Source organism: Sphingomonas sp. (assembly GCF_024508665.1).
Taxonomy (GTDB): Bacteria; Pseudomonadota; Alphaproteobacteria; order Sphingomonadales; family Sphingomonadaceae; genus Sphingomonas.
Map to the genome: position 1 here is coordinate 399,174 of NZ_JANINP010000002.1, position 20,191 is coordinate 419,364.

Genomic DNA, 20,191 nt, shown 5'->3' on the forward strand with positions numbered 1-20,191 from the left:
CGTTACTCCGCGCGCGTCAGATCGTGGAACGACCGGAGCGAAACGAATTTTAGGATTTTCCTCACGATTTGACGCCGTTTTCGTCGAAGCGCGCGGTGGTCGGCACCTCGATCGCCGGCGGCATGGTGCCGGCACGCCGGTTGAGGCCGAACACGAAGGCCAGAACGGTGGCGACCGCCGGGTAGAGATCGTCGCGGATCTCCTGTCCTTCGCGGCTGGTATAATAGACCGCGCGGGCGAGCGCCGGATATTCGAGGATCGGGATCTTCTCGTCCCCGGCGACGTCACGGATCGCCAGCGCGGTGATGCCGCGGCCCTTGGCCACCACCACCGGCGCATTGTCGTTGACGCGATCATAGCGCAGCGCGACCGAGAAGTGAGTCGGGTTGGTCAGGATGACATCGGCAGTGGCGACCGCTTTCCTGACCGAGCGCCGGCTCATTTCGCGCTGGCGCTGGCGGAGATGTTGCTTGGCCTCGGGCGAGCCCTCGGTTTCCTTGTTCTCGTCGCGCACTTCCTGCTTGCTCATCCGGAGCTTGCCGAGCAGCCGGACGATCTGGATCGGCAGGTCGATGCCGGCGATCAGCACCAGCCCGCCCGCCATCGTGAACAGGATCCGCACGAACGTCCCGCCGAGATGGCCGACCACCCCGGCGACATCCGAGGAGGTCGACATGCCCAGGGTCGGCTGCGCGGTCTTCCACATCAGCCAGGCGCCGATCGATCCGAGCAGGGCTACCTTGAGCAGCGATTTGCCGAGCTCGATCCAGCCGTTGGGACCGACGATCCGCTTCAACCCCGATGCCGGATTGATGCGCGAGAATTTGGGCTGGAGCAGCGATCCGTTGAAGCGAAACGAGCCGAGCCCGGCCTGGCTGAGCACGGCGGCGAGCATCGCGATCAGGAACAGCCCGCCGACCGTAGGCGCGAAGCCCAAGCCGGCCTGGATCAGCGGCCGCATCGGCGACCAATCCTCGATATCGGCGCGGCCGAAGCGGAAGCTGGCGGTCATCAGTCCTTCGCACGCCTTGACCATTTGCGGCCCGAGCATCGCGATCCAGCCGCAGCCGGCGAGCACGATCAATGCGGTGGCAAATTCGCGCGATTTGAGGATTTCGCCGCGATCGATCGCGTCCTTGCGCCGCTTGGCTGTTGGCGCTTCTGTCTTGTCGCCCTCGTACTCAGCCATCAGCCGAACACCAGGCTCTGCGCGGCATCGAGTCCTTCCTGGACGATGACGAGCATGTAATCACCCATGGCGGGCATCGCGAGCGCGAGCGCGACCACGCCGACCGCCAGGCTGGCTGGCAGGCCGATCGCGAACAGGTTGAGGCTGGGCGCCGCGCGGCTGACCATACCGACGATCATGTTGAGGCAGAGCAGCAGGAAGCCGACCGGCAGCGCGAGCAGCAAACCGGCGGCGAAGGTATAGCCGCCGAAGAATGCGATGTCCTTGAGCCGGTCGGGCGACAGCCAGGCGCCGCCCGGCGGCAGCACCGCGTAGCTCCTCACGAGCATATCGACCAGGACGAGGTGGCCGTTCACCGACAGGAACAGGAGCGTCATCAGCACCGACAGGAAATTGCCCAAAGCCGGAGTCGATCGCCCGTTCTGCGGGTCGATCGCCGAGGCGAAACCGATCCCCATCGAAGTGCCGATCACTTCGCTGGCGACGGCGGGGGCGGCGAAGGCGATCTGCAGGATGAAACCGATCGCGAGCCCGATCAGCGCTTCGGCAACCGCACTCAGGATGGTGGCGATCGAGAAGAGCCCGGCCGGCGGGACGATCGGATGGACCGCCAGCACCAGCACGCCGATCGCGCCCGAGAGCGCGACGCGCACCGGCAACGGTACCGCCACCGCGCCGAACACCGGCGCCGCAACGAACGCCGCACCGATCCGGATCATCACGAAGAGCAGCGCCCAGAGCTGCGCCTCGATATTCAGGCCGAGGCCGAGCATCATTCCCTCTCCCTTTGGGAGAGGGAGGGAGCCGCGGAGCGGCGGAAGGGTGAGGGCAGGGCAAGAAGACGGCCCTCACCCTTCCCACGCGCTGACGCGCGCGGGCCCCTTCCCTCTCCCAAAGGGAGAGGGAAATTCATCACCGTACCAAATCCGGGATGCGCTGGAAGATGTCGATCGTGAAATCGGTCAGCAGGCCCATGATCAGGCCGCCGAAGATCAGCAGCGACAGCCCGACCACCGCCAGCTTGGGGACGAAGGTCAATGTCTGTTCGTTGATCGAGGTGGCTGCCTGGACCATGCCGAGGATCAGGCCGGCGAGCAAAGCCGGGATCAGAACCGGCGCGGCGGCGAGCGCCAGGACCCACATGGTCTGGTCGGCCACGCCGATGAAATAGTCCGCGTCCATGGTTCAGTTGATCCAATTGGTTTTGTCGTCACCCCAGCGGAAGCTGGGGTCTCGTGCCGTATTTCCCCACATGAGATGCCAGCTTTCGCTGGCATGACGGCTGGGGGAAAGCCGCGGTGCGGGCATCGGGCTCGAAACGGGGCGCGGTGGTGCGCGGAACGGATTCGGCGCGGGCGGCGGACAGGCCGGCATCATGTCGCGAAACTCGACGCCAGGCTGCCCATCATCATCGCCCAGCCATCGACCAGCACGAACAGCAGCAATTTAAACGGCATCGAGATGATCGTCGGCGACATCATCATCATGCCGAGCGACATGAGCACGGTCGCGACCACCAGGTCGATGACGATGAACGGCAGGAAGATCAGGAAGCCGATCTGGAACGCCGTCTTCAATTCGCTGGTGACGAACGCCGGCAGCAACACCGAATAGGGAATGTCGGTCGACGTCTTGTACGGACCCGAATGCGCCATGTCGGCGAACATCTTCAGGTCCTTCATCCGCGTCTGCTTGACCATGAAGGCATGGAGCGGCTGGCCCGCGCGCTGGATCATCTCGGTCCCGCCGATCTGGCCGGCGGAATAAGGCTGGATCGCCTGGGTGTTCATCTGATTGATCGTCGGCGCCATCACGAACAGCGACAGGAACAGCGACAGGCCGATCAGCACCTGGTTGGGCGGCGTCTGCTGCAAACCCAGCGCCTGGCGCAGGATCGACAGCACGATGATGATCCGCGTGAAGCTGGTCATCATCAACAGGATCCCGGGCAGGATCGTGAGCAGGCCCATGATGATGAGGACCTGGAGGCTGAGCGACAGCGGCGCCTTGCCCGCGCCATTGGTCGCGGCAGCCGCGCCGGGCCCGCCGAGCTGGCCCAATGCGCGATCGACTGCGTCGCCGATGCCGGGCTTGGCCGCGGCGGCCGGGGCCGAGGAAACAGTGGTGGTCGCCGGCGCGGCGGGCGCGCTCTGGGCGAAGGACGGCATCGCGACGCTCAGCAAGGCGACGAAGGCGAGCAGGATCAGCACCAGCTTCATCAGCTGGACATTCTTCGGACGCGGAGCGGCGGGAACCGGCGCGCGGAACAGCGAAGGGCCGTCTTCCCTGAGGCGGCGGATCGTCGTCACTTGGGCAGCCCCCCGGCCTTGTCGACCAGCTGGACGCCGCCGCGGCCGACCGAGACGAGCAATTTCTGTCCTTCGAATTCGATCACCGCGAGGCGCAGGCCCGGCGACAGCATCATCGTTTCCTGAACCTTGATCGTGCGGTTGGCCGGCTGGCCGGGCATCCGGCTTTCGAGCCGGCGCCACAGCCACAGACATCCGACCATCAGGCCGCAGACCAAAGGCAACAGCACGAACAGCTTGAGGATATACGACCAGAGCATCAGCCGCGCTTCTCGGGCGAAACCAGTTCGGTCAGGCGGACGCCGAAGCGTTCGCCGACAGTGACGACCTCGCCACGACCGATCAGCGTGCCGTTGACGAACACGTCGAGCAGCTCGTTGGCCTGGCGATCGAGCTCGATCACCGAGCTTTCGCCCAGAGCGAGCAGTTCGCGGAGCGTCAGCCGGGTCTGGCCGATCTCCACCGTGAGCTTGACGTCGACGTCCTGGAGCAGCCGGTAATTGGCCGCCATATTGGCGTCGACCGGGAAGGTCCCGGACAAATCGGTCATGCGAGTTCCTCGACATTGAGAGAGAGCGAATTGAGCTTGATCGCGGCGCGTCCGTTGGACGTGCCGACGGTGCCGGTACCGAGGCGGCCATTGGCCACCATCACCGGCACGTCGGCGGCGACGCTGATCGGGATCACGTCGCCTTCCTTGAGTTCCATCAGCTTGGCGAGGCTGATCACGGGCTCGGCCAGCACCGAGCGGACCGGGAAGGTCACCGTCATCACGGCCTTGGCGAGACCGTTCTGCCACGCCGGATCGGGCGCGGCGCCGAGCACCTTGCCGGTCAGCGACGGGGTGTACGGCTTGAGCGACTGCACCGGATATACGATGTCGATGAAGACCGGCTTGCCGTGATGCTTGCCGATCCCGAAACGGGTGACGACCATCGGATCGTCCCCATCGATACCGGCGATCATTGACGGATTGGCCTCGACCCGGCCGGGCGCGAAGCTGACCTTGGCGAGCGGCTCCCAGGACGTGGTCATCGGCTCGGCGACGATCGCCGCCAGCCGGCCGAGCATCGCTTCGGCGGCGGGCGAGAATTCGTTCGGCATGTCGTGCGGCGCGGCGCCGGTGCCGCCGAAGAACAGGTCGAGCAGTTCGAGCGCGAACTTGCCGTCGACCACCATCAGCGCCTGGCCATTGCCCGGCGCCATCATCAGCGGCACCCAGCCGGTCAGCCCTTCGGGACGTTCGGCGCGGTAATCGGTGAAGCGCTGCACCATCAAAGGCTCGGCCCACAAGCGGACTTCCTGGCGCAGCAACGGCTCGAACACGCCGCGCAGGCTCCGCGCCAGGCGCGCGGAGAGATGCTGCAGCGTGTGCAGATCCCCGAACGGATTCAGGTTGGCGCCGCCCAGCGCGGGGGCGTGTGCCGCCGCCGCGCGAGGGCGTTCGCGCCGGTCCGTGTCGGATATGGATGACGAGCCGTTAACCATGCCCGGTCACTGAACAACAAAATTGGTAAAGTAGACGTTACTAATCCCGCCAAATCCCTCTTTTTGTTTGAGCGTGGCGTTGATTGCGGCGACCAGCCGCTGGGCGAGATGCTTCTTGCCCTCGCCGGTCGTGACCTCTTCCTCGGTCGCGTCGCCCAGCGCCATCAGCACCGCCGAGCGCACCGCGATCTCGTTGGTCTTGAGGTTCTCGATCACCGAATCGTCGTACGGCGTCGACACCGCGATCCCGATCTGGACGTAATGCGGACTGTCCTGCAGGTTCGAGGTGAAGTCCTTGTCGATCGCGTAATAATTGGAGGCATATTTGTCGCCGCCGCTGCCCGAGGGCGGCTTGGCGCCGCTCGACGCCGTGGCGCCCTCGCCTTCCTTGCCGTCGGCACCGGCGCGCTTCTGCTCGCTCTTCGGTACCAATTTGGGGCCTTCGGGCCCGGCCGCCTTGGCGCCGCCCAGCATCCCGGCCGCCCACAGGCCGCCCGCCGTACCGCCGCCCACCAGGATCACGCCCAGGAGCATCAGGATGATCAATTTGCCTTTTCCCTTCTTCTTGGGCGTGTCGGTCTTGGCTTCGTCACTCATCGTTCATTCCCCCAATCAAGCTACACGGCCGTCATCGACGGCCTGAATTTCGTCATCCCCGCCGGTCGCGAGGCGATTCTTGCTGTCCTGCCTAACTTCGGCCTGCGGCCGCGGGCGGTCGCCCCCGGCCATGCCCGAGCCGCTCAGGTCCACGCTGGTCCCGGTCAGACGGATGCCGCGCGCCTCGGCTGCGGCATTGAGTTGCGGCGCGGCGTCGGCGAGCAACGTACGCGTGGCCGGCTGTTCGGCGGTGAAGCGGACGGAGACCGCGCCATCGGCATGCGTGCGCAGCGACACGTCGATCCGCCCGAGCGCCTCGGGCCTGAGCCGGATCGAAGTATCATTGGCATTGGCGTCGTCGCGCAGCGCCTCGATCCGGTCGATCATCTTTTGCGGCCAGTCCTGGCGGCCCATATCGAGCGCCTGGCGTTGAGCCTCGCCGGGCTTGGCGACCAGCTGCATGGCATCGGCCGGAGCCAACAATGTCGCCGCGGCCGTCAGGCCGCCCGGCTGATTGCCCTCGCCTTCGCCGGCGGACTTGCGTTCGGGCGGCATCGCCAGCGCGAACAATGCCGGCATCGGCGCATTGGCCGAGGCCAGTGACGCCAAAGTCACTGGCGCCGCTTGCGGCACTGTGATTCGGATCGGCTGTGCCGCGGGCTGCTGCGTGATCGGGCGATCGGCGGCAACGATCGGTTGCTTGGCGGCAGGAGTTGGCTTCGGTAGGTCGGCGGTAGCGGGAAGCGCGGCGTCGATCGTGATCGGCGCGTTGGCAGCGGGCTGGGACGCTGCCGATGCCGGCGTCGTCGCCGGCAGGGGTTGCGTCTCCCGCAAGCCTGGCGGCGTCGCCGGGGGAGCGACGCCTTCGGGCCGGGCCTGGGCGGTATCGCTCGCGGCCGGCAAAGGCAGCATCGGCAAGCTGGGCTGCGGGTTCGCGGCGTTCGGCGCAAGGGGCGCGGTGACCGCCCCGGCGGCAACGGGTTTCGCGGCACTGGCAGCAGGCAGGGCGATCGGCGCGACCGAGAGCAACCAAGCGAGCGCGGGGTCGCCTTTTTCATCGTCCTTTTCCGGCAAGGGATTGCCGGTCGCGGCATCATCCTGCCGCTCACCGCCAGGTTGGTCTTGCTTGGCCGTCACCACGGCCTTGCCGATCATCAGGTCGAGAAAGGCGGCAAGGTTGGGCACTCCCGGCGCCCCGTCGGCAGCAATGCCAGGAGCAAGCAAGGAGGGCGCGGCGACCTTTCCGGGCAGCGCGGCAGTAAGAGTAGCGGGTAGAGTCAAACCGGTCATGAACCCCTCATGCAGGAGGCGTGCACTGCCTCCGCGGGGGTATCAGCAAGGATCGTGCCGAATCTTCCGAACGGCCGGCGCGGCCTCGAGCGCGCGGATCGCCTTGAGCGCCGCGTCGCGGTCGGCGCGCGCCATCAATTTCTCGACCGCCGACTGGTCGCGCTTCGCCTCGCGCGTCGCTTCCGCGGCGCGTTCGGCGGCGGCTTCGGCGGCGCGCAGCCGATGCTCAGCATGCTCGGCCGATTGGTGGAGACGCGAGCGGAAATGCGCGGCGGCGACCAGCGAAAAGCCGCTTCCCGCCTCGGTCGGTGCCGGCGCGACGCTGTCGGCCAGCTTGGCGATACGATTGGCGAGATCGGCCTCGCTCGCGATCTTGGCATGCGCACGGACTTCCTCGGCGCGAGTCATGCCAAGTTGAAGCGTGCGCACCCGCAGGATGCGGTCGAGTTGGCTTTTCTTATGCATGGAAGTGCATCGGTGCCGGCCCGCGCCCCCACCCAGCCGCCCATAGGATAATATTATTGGGCGGCCGGGTGGGGGCGGGGGCCGGCACCGTCATTACATTAAACATTGCCGAAAACGCCGATCAGTTCGGCAACGGCCTCTTCTAGCGCAACCTTGGTGTCGGCGTCCTGGCGGATATATTCCATCACCGCGGGGTGATAGGCGATCGCCGCGTCGATCTCGGGATCGGCGCCGCCGCGATAGGCGCCCATCAGCACCAGATCACGATTCTCTTCGTAGGTTGCGAGGTGGCGGCGCAGCACGCGCGCGGCGGCGATGTGATCATGCGGTACGATGTCGGTCATCACGCGGCTGACCGACGGGCCGAGATCGATCGCGGGATAGACGCCGCGTTCGGCCAGCGCCCGGCTCAGCACGATATGCCCGTCGAGGATCGAGCGCGCGCTGTCGACCACCGGATCATTGCCGTCGTCGCCATCGGCCAGCACCGTATAGATGGCGGTGATCGATCCGCCGGTATTGACGTCGGTACCGGCACGCTCGATCAGATTGGGCAGCATCGCAATCGCCGACGGCGGATAGCCGCGCGCCGAGGCGGGCTCGCCCAGGGCAAGGCCGATCTCGCGTCCGGCATGGGCGACGCGGGTCAGCGAATCCATGATCAGCAGGACCTTCTTGCCCTCGGCGCGGAATCCTTCGGCGATTGCGGTGGCGCGGAGCGCGCCGCGGATGCGCAGCACCGGCGAATGATTGGCGGGTACCGCGACCACGACCGAACGCGCGCGCGCTTCGCCCGCGACCTTGGTCTCCAGGAAGTCGGCGACTTCGCGGCTGCGTTCGCCGATCAGGCCGATCACCACAACGTCGGCTTGCGCGGCCCGGACCATCATGCCGAGCAGCACCGACTTGCCGACGCCTGAGCCCGCCATGATGCCGACGCGCTGGCCCTGGCCGATCGTCAGCAGCCCGTTGATCGCGCGAACGCCGACGTCCATCGGCTGGAGCACGCGCCCACGATCGAGCGGGCCCTGCAGCTTGCCGGCGAGCGGCCAATGCTGCGCGCCGCGGATCGGCCCCAGCCCGTCGATCGGCTTGCCGGCGCCATCGACCACGCGGCCGAGCAAGGCGGCGCCGACTTCGGCGGCGCCGGGCGCGCCGACCGGGCGAACCGGGGATTGCGGGAGCAGCGCGGCGGGGCCGCCGAGATTCATCAGCAAGGTGCGGCCATTGCGGAAACCGATCACCTCGGCCTCGACCTTGGCACCGCCCGCGGCGCCAACCTGGCAAACCGTGCCGACCGGCAGGTTGAGCCCAACCGCCTCCATCAGCAACCCGTCGAACGACGCGAGCCGCCCCGATATCTTGGGCTGCGGCGCGAAGCCGGCGGTGCCGATGCTTTCGAGATAGTCTTCGGCGAAACGGTTCAGCATCTAAAATCCTCCCCGGCACGGGGAGGGGGACCGCGCGACGTAGTCGCGTGGTGGAGGGGGCCCATCCTGCGGCCGCCTTCTCGCTTTTGGCTCATTTGGGGTTGGGCCCCCTCCACCATTCGCTCCGCGAATGGTCCCCCTCCCCGTTCCGGGGAGGACTGAACGACCAAACCTCATTCCGGCAACGCCGCGCGGTCGATCGCCTGGGCGAGTTGCTCGATCCACAGGTCAGGGCCGTCCTCGACGATGGTCGCGGCGGATTCGAGCACGAAATGGCCGCGCTCGACCTTGATATCGCCGGCAGCGAAGATGTTGCTGGGCAGATGTCCGTCGACCAACGGCATGTCCTCCGGGTTGAGCCGCAGCACCGCCGATTCGGCATCGTCGGCGAGCAGGCCGGCGGCGACGGCGACGCGGCGGTTGAGCAGATCTGCGTCGATTCCCGCCTCGCCGACCATCTGGCGGACCAATTGCATCACGGTCTGGCGAAGATGCCCAGCAAGACGGTCGCGATCGATGCGGCGATCGTCGTTGATCGCGGCGGTGAGGCCGTCGATCAGCGCGCGGTCGCGCGCCGCATTGGCCGCGACTTGGGCCATCGCCGCGGCGATGCCTTCTTCATAACCGAGCGCCTTCGCGGTGGCGATCGGATCGACGAACCCCGACGGCTGTTGCGTCGCGTCGAACGGATCCCAGCCCTCGGTCGGATCGTCATGGCGATCGGCCGGCTCGAAATGGCGCGGTTGAGCCTCGGGTTGCGGCGGCGGCTCGGGAGTCATGTCGCGCGGCGAGAACGCCATGCCCTTGGCGGCGAAGGCACGACGCAAAGCGGCCCCCGCCTGGTCATGGCGGCTCGCGAAACCGGCGACAAATTCGTTGAGCGCGCGGTCAGACATAATCGTCGTCGCCGCCCATCATGATCGTGCCGTCCTTGGCCAGCGCGCGGGCGAGCTGGATGATCGCCTTTTGCGCGTCGAGCACTTCGCTGAGCTTCATCGGGCCACGCGCTTCCATCTCGTCGCGGATGCCGTCGGCGGCGCGCGACGACATGCAGCCGAGGAAGCGGTTGCGCGTCGCCTCGTCCACGCCCTTGAGCGCGCGGGTAAGCAGGTCGCTGTCGACGTTGCGGATCAACGTGCCCAGATTCTTGTCGTCCATGTCGAGCAAATTCTCGAACACGAACAAGGCTTCCTCAATCGCCTTGGCGACTTCGCGGTCGATCTTGAACAGCTTCGGCATGACCCGCTGTTCGGTGGTCTTGCGCGCGCCCGACAGGATGCGGGCCGCTTCCTTGGTGCCGCCGAGCATCACCCCGGCGGACTGACCGCCGGCGCCGCTGCGATTGGCGAGCATCGTGCGGAGCGTATCGACTGCCTCGGGCGTGATCGGGCCCAGTCGCGCGACGCGGTGGAGGATTTCGGGCTGCGCCGCGTCGGGCAGCAATTCGAGCACCTGGCCGGCGACGTCCTGATCGAGATTGGCGATCACCACCGCGGCAATCTGCGGATGTTCCTTCTCGATCATCGACGCGATCTCGGCCGCGTCCATCCAATCGAGCAGGTCGATCTGGCATTGCGCGTCGGGCGGGGTGATCCGCGCCAGCACGCTGTCGGCCTTTTCGGGACCGAGCGCGCGGGTCATCATCGTTTCGATGATCGGCTTGGGATCGAACCCGATCGCGGTGCGGTCGCGCGCTTTGCCGACGAAATCGTCGAGCACCATCTGCACCTCGGGCTCGCCGACATCGGCGACCGCGAACATCGCCTTGCCGAGCTGGCGAACTTCCTCGGGATCGAGCTTCTGGAGGATGGCCGCGGCCTCCTCCTCGCCGACCAGCATCATCAGCACGGCGGCGCGTTCGACGCCCGAATAGGCGCGCATGGAGGTGGGAGCGTTCATCAGCGGGCGTCCGATTTGATCATGTCACGCACCGCCAGCGCGGCGCGCGTCGGGTTGTCGCGGGTGAAACCGCGGACCATCCCGATCCGGTCGTCGAAATTCTGCGCGCTTTCGAGCGCGTCGATACTCACCGGCTGGCCGTTGGGGCCGCTGCCGGTGCCGGCCATCATCGGCGAGCCGATCCCGAAGGTCGCGTTGAGATCGCGTCCGGCCGCACCGCGCCCGGTATCCTCGCGCTTCTTCATCAGCGCCTTGGACAGTGGGCGGACGCCGAGCATCAGCACCAGCAGCGCGATGACGATCGCGGTGACGTTGCGCAGCACCATCGCCAGCCAGCCGCTTTCATACCAGGGCTGGCCACCGCCGAGATCGGGCGCGGCGGCGAAGCGGCGGCTGATCACGGTGACCTGGTCGCCGCGCGCCGCGTTGGCGCCGACCGCGGAGTTCACCAATTGGGTGATCTGCTGCATCTCGACCGGCGAGCGCGGCTTCGACCCTTCGACATCGCGCAGCACGACCGCCACCGACAGGCGCCGGAGCGCGCCGGGGGCGTTGCGGGTGACCGAGACTTCGCGGCCGAGATCATAGGCGCGGGCATAAGAATCGGATGCCTTGTTCGCGTCGGGCATCACCGGCGAGGCGGCGGCACCGGCGGCGGCGGCAGGCGCAGCCGGAGCTCCGGCCGCCGGCGTAGCGCCGGGCGCAGGCGTCGGCGTGGGCGTCGGCGTCGCCACCGTGGTCGGCGGCGGCGGGGTGTTGGATAATGCGCCCGGGATACCGCCCGGCGCTTGCGCGCTGGGAGCGTCCTTGTTGGTCCAATTGCCCTGCTCGGCACGCAGCGCGCCCGACTTGTCGTAACTTTCGCGCGTCGAGCTGGTGTCGTCGAGATTGACGTCGGCGGTCACTTCGGCGGTGAAATTGCCCGCGCCGACCAAAGGCGTCAGCAGCTGGGTCAGCTGTTCGCGATATTTCTGTTCGACCTGGCGCTGGTAGCGCACCGCGGCGTCGTTGCTGTCGCTGCCGGCGCCGGGTTTGGACAGCAAAGCGCCCATCTGGTCGACGATGGTGACGTCGTCGGGCTTCATCCCCGGCACCGACGAGGCGACGAGGTTGACGATCGACGAGACCTGCGCGTCGCTCAAGGCGCGTCCGGCCTGGAGCTTGACGATGACGCTGGCCGACGGCGCGGCATTGTCGCGTACGAACACGGTGTTTTCCGGCACGGCGAGATGGACGCGCGCTTCGGCGACGGCATCGATATCCTGGATCGAGCGGGCAAGCTCGGTCTCGCGCGCCTGGCGGAGGCGTTCGCCTTCCACCGCGCGGCTGACCCCCATCGGCAGATTGTCGAGGATCGCATAGCCGCCCGGCGCCGCCTTTGGCAGGCCCTGGCCCGCCAGCAGCATTCGCGCCTTGGAATAATCGTCCTCGTTGACGGTCAGCGCGTCGGTCGCCTCGTCGATCCGGCCGGTGATCCCGCCGGTCTTGAGCGCGGCCATGACCTGCGCCTTGTCGCTGTCGGGCAAGCCGGTGAACAGGGTCTTCTGCGTCGGCGTCGACAGCATGAACCAGGCGAGCGCGGCGGACGCGATCAGCCCGACCATCAGGATCATCGGCAAGCTGCGGCGGATCGCCGGCTGCGCGAGCATGCCTTGGACCTGCTTCAGCGGGTTGGCGAAGCGCTCGGTCGCGAGCGGCGATGTCTGTGTAAGTTCGTTGCTCATGGCCTATCTCACACCGGCATGCTCATGATGTCCTTGTAGGCGGACAAGAGCTTGTTCCTGACTTGCAAGGTCGCTTCGAAGCTGACCGACGCCTCCTGGCGGGCCAGCATCACCTTGGCGATGTCGATCGTCTCGCCGCGTTCATAGGCGGCGGAGATGTCGGACGCGCGGTTCTGGCTGTCGTTGACGCTGTTGAGCGCGCTGGTCAGCGAGTCCGCGAAGCTCGCGGGCCCGGCCGGCTGGACCGTGGCGGGCGCCGCCGTCGGCCCCGCCGCCCCGGCCCGCGCCAGCGCCGTATTGCGTTCCAGGATCTGCGCGCGCAGCGCCATCACCCGGTCGACGCTCATCGCGCCGCCAATGCCGTTGATGCCGCTCATGCCCACATCCTCGTGATATCCTCACCCTGCTCGCGCGCTCTCGCGAGGCGGTAGCGCAGCGTGCGTTCGGAAATGCCGAGCCGGCGCGCGGTCTCGATCCGGCTGCCGCCGCACGCGGCGAGCGTTTCGCGGATCGCCTGGAACTCGCTGAACTGGACGACATTGGCGAGCGTGTCGGCGTTGCGCGCCGGAACCGGGTCGGCCTTCGGCTCGGGACGGCGATCGAACACGATATGGCTGGCGCTGATCGTATCGCCGGCAGCGAACAGCAAGGCGCGCTGGATCACGTTCTCGAGCTCGCGGACATTGCCGGGCCAGTCATGCGCCATCAGCGCGTCGACCGCGCCCTGGTCGGGCCAGGGGATCGACTGGCGCGTGCCCGAATGGCGCAGGATCATCGCCGCGGCGAGCGCGGGAATGTCCTGCGGGCGGTCGGCCAGCGCGCGCGTGGCCAGCGGGAATACCGACAGGCGGTAGTAAAGGTCAGAGCGGAAGCGGCCGGCGGCGACTTCGCTCTGCAGGTCGCGGTTGGCGCAGGCGATGATGCGGACGTCGATCGGGATCGGCGTCGACGCGCCGATCGGGATGACTTCGCGCTCCTGCAGCACGCGGAGCAATTTGGCCTGGAGCTGGAGCGGCATCTCGGCGATCTCGTCGAGCAGCAATGTGCCGCCTTCGGCCGCGCGGAAGAAACCTTCGCCCGCCGCGCTGGCGCCGGTGAAAGCGCCTTTCTGATGGCCGAACAGCAAGGCTTCGAGCATGGTTTCCGGAAGCGCCGCGCAATTGATCGCAACGAACGGCTTGTCGCGGCGGCGCGATTTCAGGTGAATGGTGCGCGCCAGCACTTCCTTGCCGGTCCCGGTCGGGCCGTTGATCAGCACGGTGATGTCGGCATCGGCGACGCGCTCGGCCAGCGCGAACAGCGCGAGGCTTTCAGGATCGGCCGCAGTCGGCGCCTCGGGGCCGGCGGCATAAGCATAAGCGAAGGCAGAGCCGATCGCATTGTCGGCCGGACCGAACGACAAACGCGCCGGCGTCCCGCCCGATCCGCGCCGGAACCCGTGCCCTTCGCTGCCGATCACCAGGGTGCGGTCCGCGATCGGCGGCGTCTCGCCTTCCATTACCAGGAACACGTCATTCGCCTGCGGCCGGGCATCGCCCTCCGCGACACCCAGGCCCTGCGCACGCAGCGACGAGACCAGGGCATATTTCTGCCGGACCACAGAGGCGGATGGAAAGATCGAACGCATGAATTCCCCCTTCGTTGAAAGGGGCAATGCCCGGCATATGGTAAACGAGGCGTAAACCATCCGGCAAAAGCGGCAAAAAATTACCGCGTGGCTACCCGGAATGGAATCGACCGGCAAAGCACCGGCAATTTTTTGCCTAAAGCCCGGCAAAAGGTTGCCGTTCTCTGCTTCAGACGGCTCGGCCCCTCGCACAGTTTCGGGGGAGAGGCGGGGATCGTCGTAGCAAGTGGAGACACGGACATGACTGTTATCGGAAGCAACGTTTCGGCGCTTCGTGCGACGAATGCCTCTAACCAGGCGAACCTGGCCCTCTCGACGGCGATGAACCGCCTGTCGACCGGCATGCGCATCAACTCGGCCAAGGACGACGCCGCCGGCCTCGCCATCTCGGCCTCGATGACTGCCCAGATCAAGGGCATGAACCAGGGCATTCGCAACGCCAATGACGGCATCTCGATGGCGCAGACCGGTGAAGGCGCGCTGGACGAGGTCAACAACATGCTGCAGCGTATGCGTGAGCTCGCGGTGCAGTCCGCCAACGGCACCTATTCGACCACCGACGCCGCCAACATCACGGCGGAGCAGGACGCTCTCGCCGCGCAGATCGGCTCGATCGTCAGCAACACCGCGTTCAACGGCAAGAACCTGTTCTCGACCGCGTCGAACACCATCTCGGTCCAGGCCGGCGCCAACACGGCGGACGCGATCTCGGTGAGCTTCACCGAGCTCGACGCCGGCACGACCAAGCTGTCGGCGGTCGTCGACTTCACCAACAACAAGATGAAGACCGGCCTGACGCTGAGCGCGTTCGACGACGCGATCAACGAAGTGTCCACGACCCGCGCGGGTCTCGGCGCCAGCCAGAACCGTCTGCAGTCGGCGGTCAACAACCTGACCAGCAACGCGACCAACCTGACCGACGCGCGCAGCCGCATCCAGGACGCGGACTTCTCGCAGGAATCGACCAACCTCGCCAAGGCGCAGATCCTGGCGCAGGCGTCGACCTCGATGCTGGCTCAGGCCAACCAGTCGCAGCAGGGCGTGCTCAAGCTGCTCGGCTAATGAAGAAATCCTGCCCGGTCCCATCCCCCCGAGGGCTGGGCAGGACAGGCTTCCAGTGAAGCGTACCAGGAGATCCCGGCGGCCGGTCGCCGCCGGGATTTTCATGGTGACGAAAAAATTTACTTAAACGGTCGCGAAAGCGGTCGTTCGTTGCTGTCGACGGCTCGACCTACTGCCTTGGGGGTGGCGGGGAGCGTCAGCAACGGAGACCATTATGACCGTTATCGGTAGCAACATTTCCGCGCTTCGAGCGCAGAATGCTTCGACCAAAGCCAACGACGCATTGTCGACGGCCATGAACCGCCTGTCCACGGGCATGCGCATCAACTCGGCCAAGGACGACGCCGCCGGCCTCGCCATTTCGGCCTCGATGACCGCGCAGATCCGCGGCATGAACCAGGGCGTGCGCAACGCCAATGACGGCATCTCGATGGCGCAGACCGCGGAAGGCGCGCTCGACGAAGTCACCAACATGCTGCAGCGCATGCGCGAGCTCGCGGTCCAGGGCGCCAACGGCACCTATTCGACCAGCGACCTCGCCAACATCACGGCGGAACAGGACGCGCTGGGCGCGCAGATCAGCTCGATCATCGCCAACACCACCTATAACGGCAAGAACCTGTTCGCGACCGCGGCGAACACCGTGACGATCCAGGCGGGCGCCAACTCGACCGACACCGTGTCGATGTCGTTCACCCAGCTCAATGCCGCGTCGACCAAGCTGTCGGCGGTGGTCGATTTCACCGCCAACAAGATGAAGACCGGCCTCGGCCTGTCGGCGTTCGACGACGCGATCGCCGAAGTGTCGACCACGCGCGCCGGCCTCGGCGCCGGCCAGAACCGCCTGCAATCGGCGGTCAACAACCTGACCAACAACGCGACCAACCTGACCGATGCGCGCAGCCGCATCCAGGATGCCGACTTCTCGGCCGAATCGACCAACCTCGCCAAGGCGCAGATCCTGAGCCAGGCGTCGACGGCGATGCTGGCGCAAGCGAACCAGAGCTCGCAGGGCGTGCTCAAGCTGCTGGGCGGCTGAGGCGCGTAAGCGCCACAGGCGTACGGCCTCGGCACCAACCCCCCTTCACAAAGGGTGTCGGGGCCGACCACGAACCCCGGCGGTCTTCGCGACCGCCGGGGTTTCTTGTTTGTGGAGTCTTTTCGGCTGCGCCGGGCACGGCACCAGCCCGCTCCCCCACCCGGCCTCCCAATCAGGATATTCTATGGGTGGCCGGGTGGGGGAGCGGGCTGGTGCCGCACCGTTTCAGCTTTGCTGAAACAAAAGGCTAAAACTCGATCACGATCTTGCCGATCATCCGGCTATCACGCATCGCCTCGAACGCCGCGCGCCAATCGGCCAGCGCATAGCGGCTGTCCACGCGCGGGCGAATGCGGCCCTCCGCGGCCAGCGTCCAGATCGCGTCCTGATTCTCGCGGCCCTTGTCGGGAAAGCGGCGGCCATATTCGCCGGCGCGCACGCCGATCACCGAGAATCCTTTGATCAGCGGGATGTTGGTGGCGACGCTGGCAATCCGTCCCGAGGTGAAGCCGATCACCAGCAACCGGCCGCCGAAGGCGATGCAGCGCGTGCTTTCGTCGAACACGTCGCCGCCCACGGGATCGAAGATCACGTCGGCGCCGCCGCCGGTGATCTCCTTGACCGCCTCGCGAAAACCCGGCGCCGGCAACACGGCGTCGACGGCATAGTCGGCCGCCACCACCGCGAGCTTGTCCGCCGCGCGCGAGGTCGCGATCACGCGGGCGCCGAGCGCCTTGGCCAGGTCGACCGCGGCCAGCCCCACGCCGCCGGTCGCGCCATGGACCAGCACCCACTCGCCGGGCTGGACGTTGGCGCAGCGGATCAGCGAGACATAAGCGGTGTTATAGGCTGCCCCGACGCTCGCGCCGGCGGCGTAATCGAGATTGGAGGGAAGCCGCCGCACGCTGCGCGCGTCCGCAACGACCAGTTCGGCGAACCCGCCGAGCCGCGTCGCGGCAACCACCGCCTCGCCCGGCGCGAACCCGCTGTCCGCATCCGCTTCGACCACGTCGCCAGCGATTTCCATGCCGGGCACGAACGGCAGATCGGGCTTCAGCTGATATTTGCCCTCTGTCATCAGCAGGTCGGGAAAATTGAGCGACGCGACGCGCACGCGGATCAATACCTGTCCCGCCGCCCGCACCGGATCGGGCCGGTCGACCAGCGCGCAGCCGGCGAAATCGGGGCCCAGTTCGGAAACGACCAGCGCTTTCATCGCCTAGCTCTCCCCTCTGGACACGTCCGGGTCAACCGCCAACAGGTTGCGATTCGCAACGAATATGATAGCCAGACATCCAAAGGGAGAGACATATGGCGGGCGTGGTTCTGGTCACCGGGGGCAGCGGCTATATCGCCGGCTTCACCATTCGCCAGTTGATCGAGCAGGGCTGGACGGTGCGCGCCACCATCCGCAACCTCAGGCGCGAAGCCGAAGTGCGCGACTGGCTGAAGGTCGACAATGATCGGCTATCCCTCTTTGCCGCCGATCTGACCAGCGATGCCGGCTGGGCCGAGGCGATGGCGGGGTGCAGCCATGTCGTCCATATGGCCTCGCCCATCCCCGCGCATCACGTGAAGGACGAGAACGAGCTGATCGTGCCCGCGCGCGACGGCGCCTTGCGTGCGCTGCGCTTCGCCCGGGATGCGGGCGTCACGCGGCTGGTGATGACCTCCTCGGTCGCGGCGATCTTCTATGGCCGCACGGCGGACAAGGACAGCTTCACGGAAGCCGACTGGACCGACATCGCGGGCGGCGACGTCTCGGCCTATGCCAAGTCCAAAACGATCGCCGAGCGCGCCGCGCGCGACTGGATCGCCGCCGAGGGCGGCAGCCTGGAATTCGTCACGGTCAATCCGGGCCTGGTGCTGGGGCCGTTGCTCGGTACCGACTTCTCGCCCTCGCTCGAAGCGGTCAAGCGTGTGCTCGAAGGCGCCTATCCTGCGCTGCCCGACCTCGGCTTCAACCTGGTCGACGTGCGCGACGTCGCCGACCTCCATATCCGCGCGCTGACCGCGCCCGACATGAGCGGCGAGCGCTTCATGGCGGTGGCGCCGCACGGTTTCCTCCGCCTGGCCGAGATCGCCGCGATCCTGTGCGAGCGCCTGCCCGACCATGCCGGCAAGGTGCCGACCCGGCGCATGCCCAATTGGGCGATGCGGATCGTATCGCTGTTCGACCCGGTCATCCGCCAGATGATCGGCGAGCTCGGCAAGACCCGCCACGCCGAGCCGACCCATGCGATCGAAAAGCTCGGCTGGCGCCCGCGGCCCGCCGCCGACAGCGTGGTCGACACCGCGAAGAGCCTGATCGCGATGGGCGTTTCGAAAGTCTGATCAGCCCGCATTGAATTCGGGACTTGCACGCTGAACCCTCTCCCGCGAGCGGGAGAGGGCGGAAAAGGCACCCGCAGGCTCTAAGCCGCTTCCGCCACCGGAAAACGCTCGAGCAGCAGGCTCCAATCGGTCGCCGCCATGCTCGGCCGCGCTTTCACGCGTTCGATCCAGGCGGCGAGATTGGCGTGCGGGGCGATCATCGCCGCGCCCTCGGCGAAGTCGGGCATGAAAGCGAGATGCGGGATCAGTATCAGATCGGCCAGGCTCAATGCTGGCCCGGCCATATGGTCATGATCGCCGAGCAGGCGCGCGAGCTCGTCGATCGCTTCGCGCGCGGCGGGGATTGCCGCCGCCACCGCCGCATCGTCGACCGGAATTCCGAAATGCGGCGCGATCAGGCGGGGAAAGGTCACCGCGCCGCTGAGGCGCGGGGCGACATAGGAATCGACGATCCCGATCACTTGATTCATCCGTGCGCGCAGCTTTGGATCGGTCGGCGTCAGCGCCGGCTCGAGCGCGATCTGGTCGATATAATCGAGGATCGCGCGCGTTTCGTAGAGGCGGAAATCGCCGTGATCGAGCACCGGAATCTTGGCGAAGGGATGCAGCCGCGCCTTGTATTCGGGCGCGCGATTGCCGCCCATCGGCAACGAATCGAGCCGCCAGGACAGGCCCTTTTCCTCCAGCGCGAGCAAGGGCGCGCGGACATAGGGGCTGCCGGGAATGCCGTGGATCACGAAGTCGGTCATCATGCCTCCTTTTCGGTAAGTTCGGCGAACAATTGCAACAGGCCCGGCCAGCCGCCGCCAAGCTGCGCGGCGATCCGCTCGGCCGACTCGCCGAAGCGTTCGAGCCGGCTGTGGGTCAGCGTCACGCGCGTGCCGGTTCCGTCGGGCACGAACGTCACTTCGACTTCGGTGGTGAGATCGGGGTCGTATTTGAAGGCAGCATCGATCTGCCAGCCGAGCAGCACGCGGCCGGGCGGTTCCCAGGCCAGCACCTTGCCCCATTCGGTCTCGGCGCCATCCTCGTCGCGCTCGAACCAGCGGCCGCCGGCACGCGGTTCGATCACGACCTCCTCGTGCGGCTTGGCGCCGATCGTCATGCCGCGCTTCCACCAGCTGCCGATCGCCCCGGTGAACAGGATGAAGGCGCGATCGGGCGGCACCGCGACGGTCACCGACTGGACGATCGGGGCAATGGTCATTCGGGGCTCTCCTGCTGGTCGGCGAAGTCCTTGAACGCGCTGAGCTGGTCGCCCCAGAAACGGTCGAGCCAGTCACGCAACGCGCCCAGCCCGCGCGGATCGAGGCGATAGACGCGACGCGTGCCGTCGGGCGTGTCGGTCACCAGCCCAGCCTCCTTCAGCACCTTGAGGTGCTGCGATACGGCCGGCCGCGATACGGGTAGCCCGGCGGCGATCTCGCCCACCGCACCGGGGCCAGCGCCGACGCGCTCGAAGATCGTCCGACGCGTGGGGTCGGCGAGAGCGTTGAGCGCTATGGCGATTCGGTTAGCCATGACTTACGGTAAGTCATGACTAACGCTTGAGTCAAGCATTGGTAGGCCGCATCGATATTAAGGTCTGAGCGGATGGACCTGCTTTCAATCCTCCCCCGCCAGGGGGAGGTGGCGGCCGTAGCCCGACGGAGGGGGCGGACGGCAACGCACTTGCCGTCGTGCTTCCTCCCCCCTCCGACAGGCTGCGCCTGCCACCTCCCCCTGGCGGGGGAGGATG

The 20,191-nt window shown here is 66.9% G+C and carries 23 protein-coding genes; 3 read left to right on the top strand and 20 right to left on the bottom strand.

What is annotated here, in order from left to right:
• Positions 1-61: 61 nt before the first annotated feature.
• The 16 genes from Q0L25_RS04580 to Q0L25_RS04655 all read right to left on the bottom strand — a co-directional run bounded on the left by Q0L25_RS04580 (position 62) and on the right by Q0L25_RS04655 (position 14,018).
• Positions 62-1,189 (bottom strand): flagellar biosynthesis protein FlhB, encoded by a 1,128-nt coding sequence (locus tag Q0L25_RS04580; RefSeq protein ID WP_296611963.1) that lies wholly within the window; start codon positions 1,187-1,189, stop codon positions 62-64.
• Positions 1,189-1,962 carry a flagellar biosynthetic protein FliR gene (gene fliR / locus Q0L25_RS04585; protein ID WP_296612226.1) on the bottom strand — a complete coding sequence of 258 codons (774 nt, stop codon included), beginning with the start codon at positions 1,960-1,962 and terminating at the stop codon, positions 1,189-1,191. The genes Q0L25_RS04580 and fliR overlap by 1 nt, the downstream gene beginning before the upstream one ends.
• A 139-nt stretch (positions 1,963-2,101) precedes the next feature.
• Complete coding sequence (fliQ, locus tag Q0L25_RS04590; RefSeq protein WP_066588830.1) at positions 2,102-2,371, bottom strand: flagellar biosynthesis protein FliQ; 270 nt, start codon at positions 2,369-2,371, stop codon at positions 2,102-2,104.
• Between the two features lie 191 nt (positions 2,372-2,562).
• On the bottom strand, positions 2,563-3,408 hold the full coding sequence (gene fliP / locus Q0L25_RS04595; RefSeq protein WP_296612229.1) for a flagellar type III secretion system pore protein FliP: 846 nt from the start codon (positions 3,406-3,408) through the stop codon (positions 2,563-2,565).
• 86 nt (positions 3,409-3,494) lie between these two features.
• Positions 3,495-3,758, bottom strand: coding sequence for a flagellar biosynthetic protein FliO (locus Q0L25_RS04600; protein ID WP_296611967.1), 264 nt, complete (start codon positions 3,756-3,758; stop codon positions 3,495-3,497).
• Positions 3,758-4,048, bottom strand: a complete 291-nt coding sequence (fliN, locus tag Q0L25_RS04605; protein ID WP_066588837.1) for a flagellar motor switch protein FliN — start codon at positions 4,046-4,048, stop codon at positions 3,758-3,760. Before fliN ends, Q0L25_RS04600 begins: the two co-directional genes overlap by 1 nt.
• Complete coding sequence (locus Q0L25_RS04610; RefSeq protein WP_296611970.1) at positions 4,045-4,986, bottom strand: flagellar motor switch protein FliM; 942 nt, start codon at positions 4,984-4,986, stop codon at positions 4,045-4,047. Before Q0L25_RS04610 ends, fliN begins: the two co-directional genes overlap by 4 nt.
• Before the next feature lie 6 nt (positions 4,987-4,992).
• Positions 4,993-5,583, bottom strand: a complete 591-nt coding sequence (fliL, locus tag Q0L25_RS04615; protein ID WP_296611971.1) for a flagellar basal body-associated protein FliL — start codon at positions 5,581-5,583, stop codon at positions 4,993-4,995.
• A 15-nt stretch (positions 5,584-5,598) separates the two neighbouring features.
• Positions 5,599-6,873, bottom strand: coding sequence for a flagellar hook-length control protein FliK (locus Q0L25_RS04620; protein WP_296611974.1), 1,275 nt, complete (start codon positions 6,871-6,873; stop codon positions 5,599-5,601).
• 42 nt (positions 6,874-6,915) lie between these two features.
• Positions 6,916-7,338: a hypothetical protein gene (locus Q0L25_RS04625; protein ID WP_296611976.1), complete on the bottom strand. Its 423-nt coding sequence runs from the start codon at positions 7,336-7,338 to the stop codon at positions 6,916-6,918.
• A 98-nt stretch (positions 7,339-7,436) separates the two neighbouring features.
• Entirely contained in the window at positions 7,437-8,768 is a 1,332-nt protein-coding gene (locus tag Q0L25_RS04630) for a FliI/YscN family ATPase (protein ID WP_296611977.1), read from the bottom strand.
• Positions 8,769-8,941: 173 nt separating this feature from the next.
• Positions 8,942-9,664, bottom strand: a complete 723-nt coding sequence (locus Q0L25_RS04635; RefSeq protein WP_296611979.1) for a FliH/SctL family protein — start codon at positions 9,662-9,664, stop codon at positions 8,942-8,944.
• Positions 9,657-10,667 (bottom strand): flagellar motor switch protein FliG, encoded by a 1,011-nt coding sequence (gene fliG, locus Q0L25_RS04640; RefSeq protein WP_296611981.1) that lies wholly within the window; start codon positions 10,665-10,667, stop codon positions 9,657-9,659. Before fliG ends, Q0L25_RS04635 begins: the two co-directional genes overlap by 8 nt.
• A complete protein-coding gene (gene fliF / locus Q0L25_RS04645) occupies positions 10,667-12,391 on the bottom strand; it encodes a flagellar basal-body MS-ring/collar protein FliF (protein ID WP_296611982.1) in 1,725 nt (574 codons plus the stop codon). The genes fliG and fliF overlap by 1 nt, the downstream gene beginning before the upstream one ends.
• An 8-nt stretch (positions 12,392-12,399) precedes the next feature.
• Positions 12,400-12,768: a flagellar hook-basal body complex protein FliE gene (fliE, locus tag Q0L25_RS04650; protein ID WP_296611983.1), complete on the bottom strand. Its 369-nt coding sequence runs from the start codon at positions 12,766-12,768 to the stop codon at positions 12,400-12,402.
• Positions 12,765-14,018 carry a sigma 54-interacting transcriptional regulator gene (locus Q0L25_RS04655; protein ID WP_296611985.1) on the bottom strand — a complete coding sequence of 418 codons (1,254 nt, stop codon included), beginning with the start codon at positions 14,016-14,018 and terminating at the stop codon, positions 12,765-12,767. Before Q0L25_RS04655 ends, fliE begins: the two co-directional genes overlap by 4 nt.
• A 240-nt stretch (positions 14,019-14,258) precedes the next feature.
• On the opposite strand from Q0L25_RS04655, the gene Q0L25_RS04660 reads away from it, so the two are divergent.
• Both Q0L25_RS04660 and Q0L25_RS04665 read left to right on the top strand, forming a co-directional pair.
• Positions 14,259-15,080 carry a flagellin gene (locus Q0L25_RS04660; protein WP_296611986.1) on the top strand — a complete coding sequence of 274 codons (822 nt, stop codon included), beginning with the start codon at positions 14,259-14,261 and terminating at the stop codon, positions 15,078-15,080.
• A 214-nt stretch (positions 15,081-15,294) separates the two neighbouring features.
• A complete protein-coding gene (locus Q0L25_RS04665) occupies positions 15,295-16,119 on the top strand; it encodes a flagellin (RefSeq protein WP_296611988.1) in 825 nt (274 codons plus the stop codon).
• A gap of 247 nt (positions 16,120-16,366) precedes the next feature.
• Here the strand turns inward: Q0L25_RS04665 and Q0L25_RS04670 are convergent, their stop codons facing one another.
• Positions 16,367-17,335, bottom strand: coding sequence for an NADPH:quinone oxidoreductase family protein (locus Q0L25_RS04670; RefSeq protein WP_296611990.1), 969 nt, complete (start codon positions 17,333-17,335; stop codon positions 16,367-16,369).
• A gap of 95 nt (positions 17,336-17,430) precedes the next feature.
• Here Q0L25_RS04670 and Q0L25_RS04675 point away from each other — a divergent pair, with 95 nt between their 5' ends.
• Positions 17,431-18,453 carry an NAD-dependent epimerase/dehydratase family protein gene (locus Q0L25_RS04675; protein ID WP_296611992.1) on the top strand — a complete coding sequence of 341 codons (1,023 nt, stop codon included), beginning with the start codon at positions 17,431-17,433 and terminating at the stop codon, positions 18,451-18,453.
• A gap of 80 nt (positions 18,454-18,533) precedes the next feature.
• Here the strand turns inward: Q0L25_RS04675 and Q0L25_RS04680 are convergent, their stop codons facing one another.
• From Q0L25_RS04680 to Q0L25_RS04690, 3 genes are read right to left on the bottom strand one after another with little or no spacing between them, the layout of a single operon-like run.
• Positions 18,534-19,202 (bottom strand): glutathione S-transferase family protein, encoded by a 669-nt coding sequence (locus Q0L25_RS04680; RefSeq protein ID WP_296611994.1) that lies wholly within the window; start codon positions 19,200-19,202, stop codon positions 18,534-18,536.
• Positions 19,202-19,660, bottom strand: a complete 459-nt coding sequence (locus Q0L25_RS04685; RefSeq protein ID WP_296611996.1) for an SRPBCC family protein — start codon at positions 19,658-19,660, stop codon at positions 19,202-19,204. The genes Q0L25_RS04680 and Q0L25_RS04685 overlap by 1 nt, the downstream gene beginning before the upstream one ends.
• Entirely contained in the window at positions 19,657-19,974 is a 318-nt protein-coding gene (locus Q0L25_RS04690; RefSeq protein ID WP_296611997.1) for a helix-turn-helix transcriptional regulator, read from the bottom strand. Before Q0L25_RS04690 ends, Q0L25_RS04685 begins: the two co-directional genes overlap by 4 nt.
• Positions 19,975-20,191: the final 217 nt, after the last annotated feature.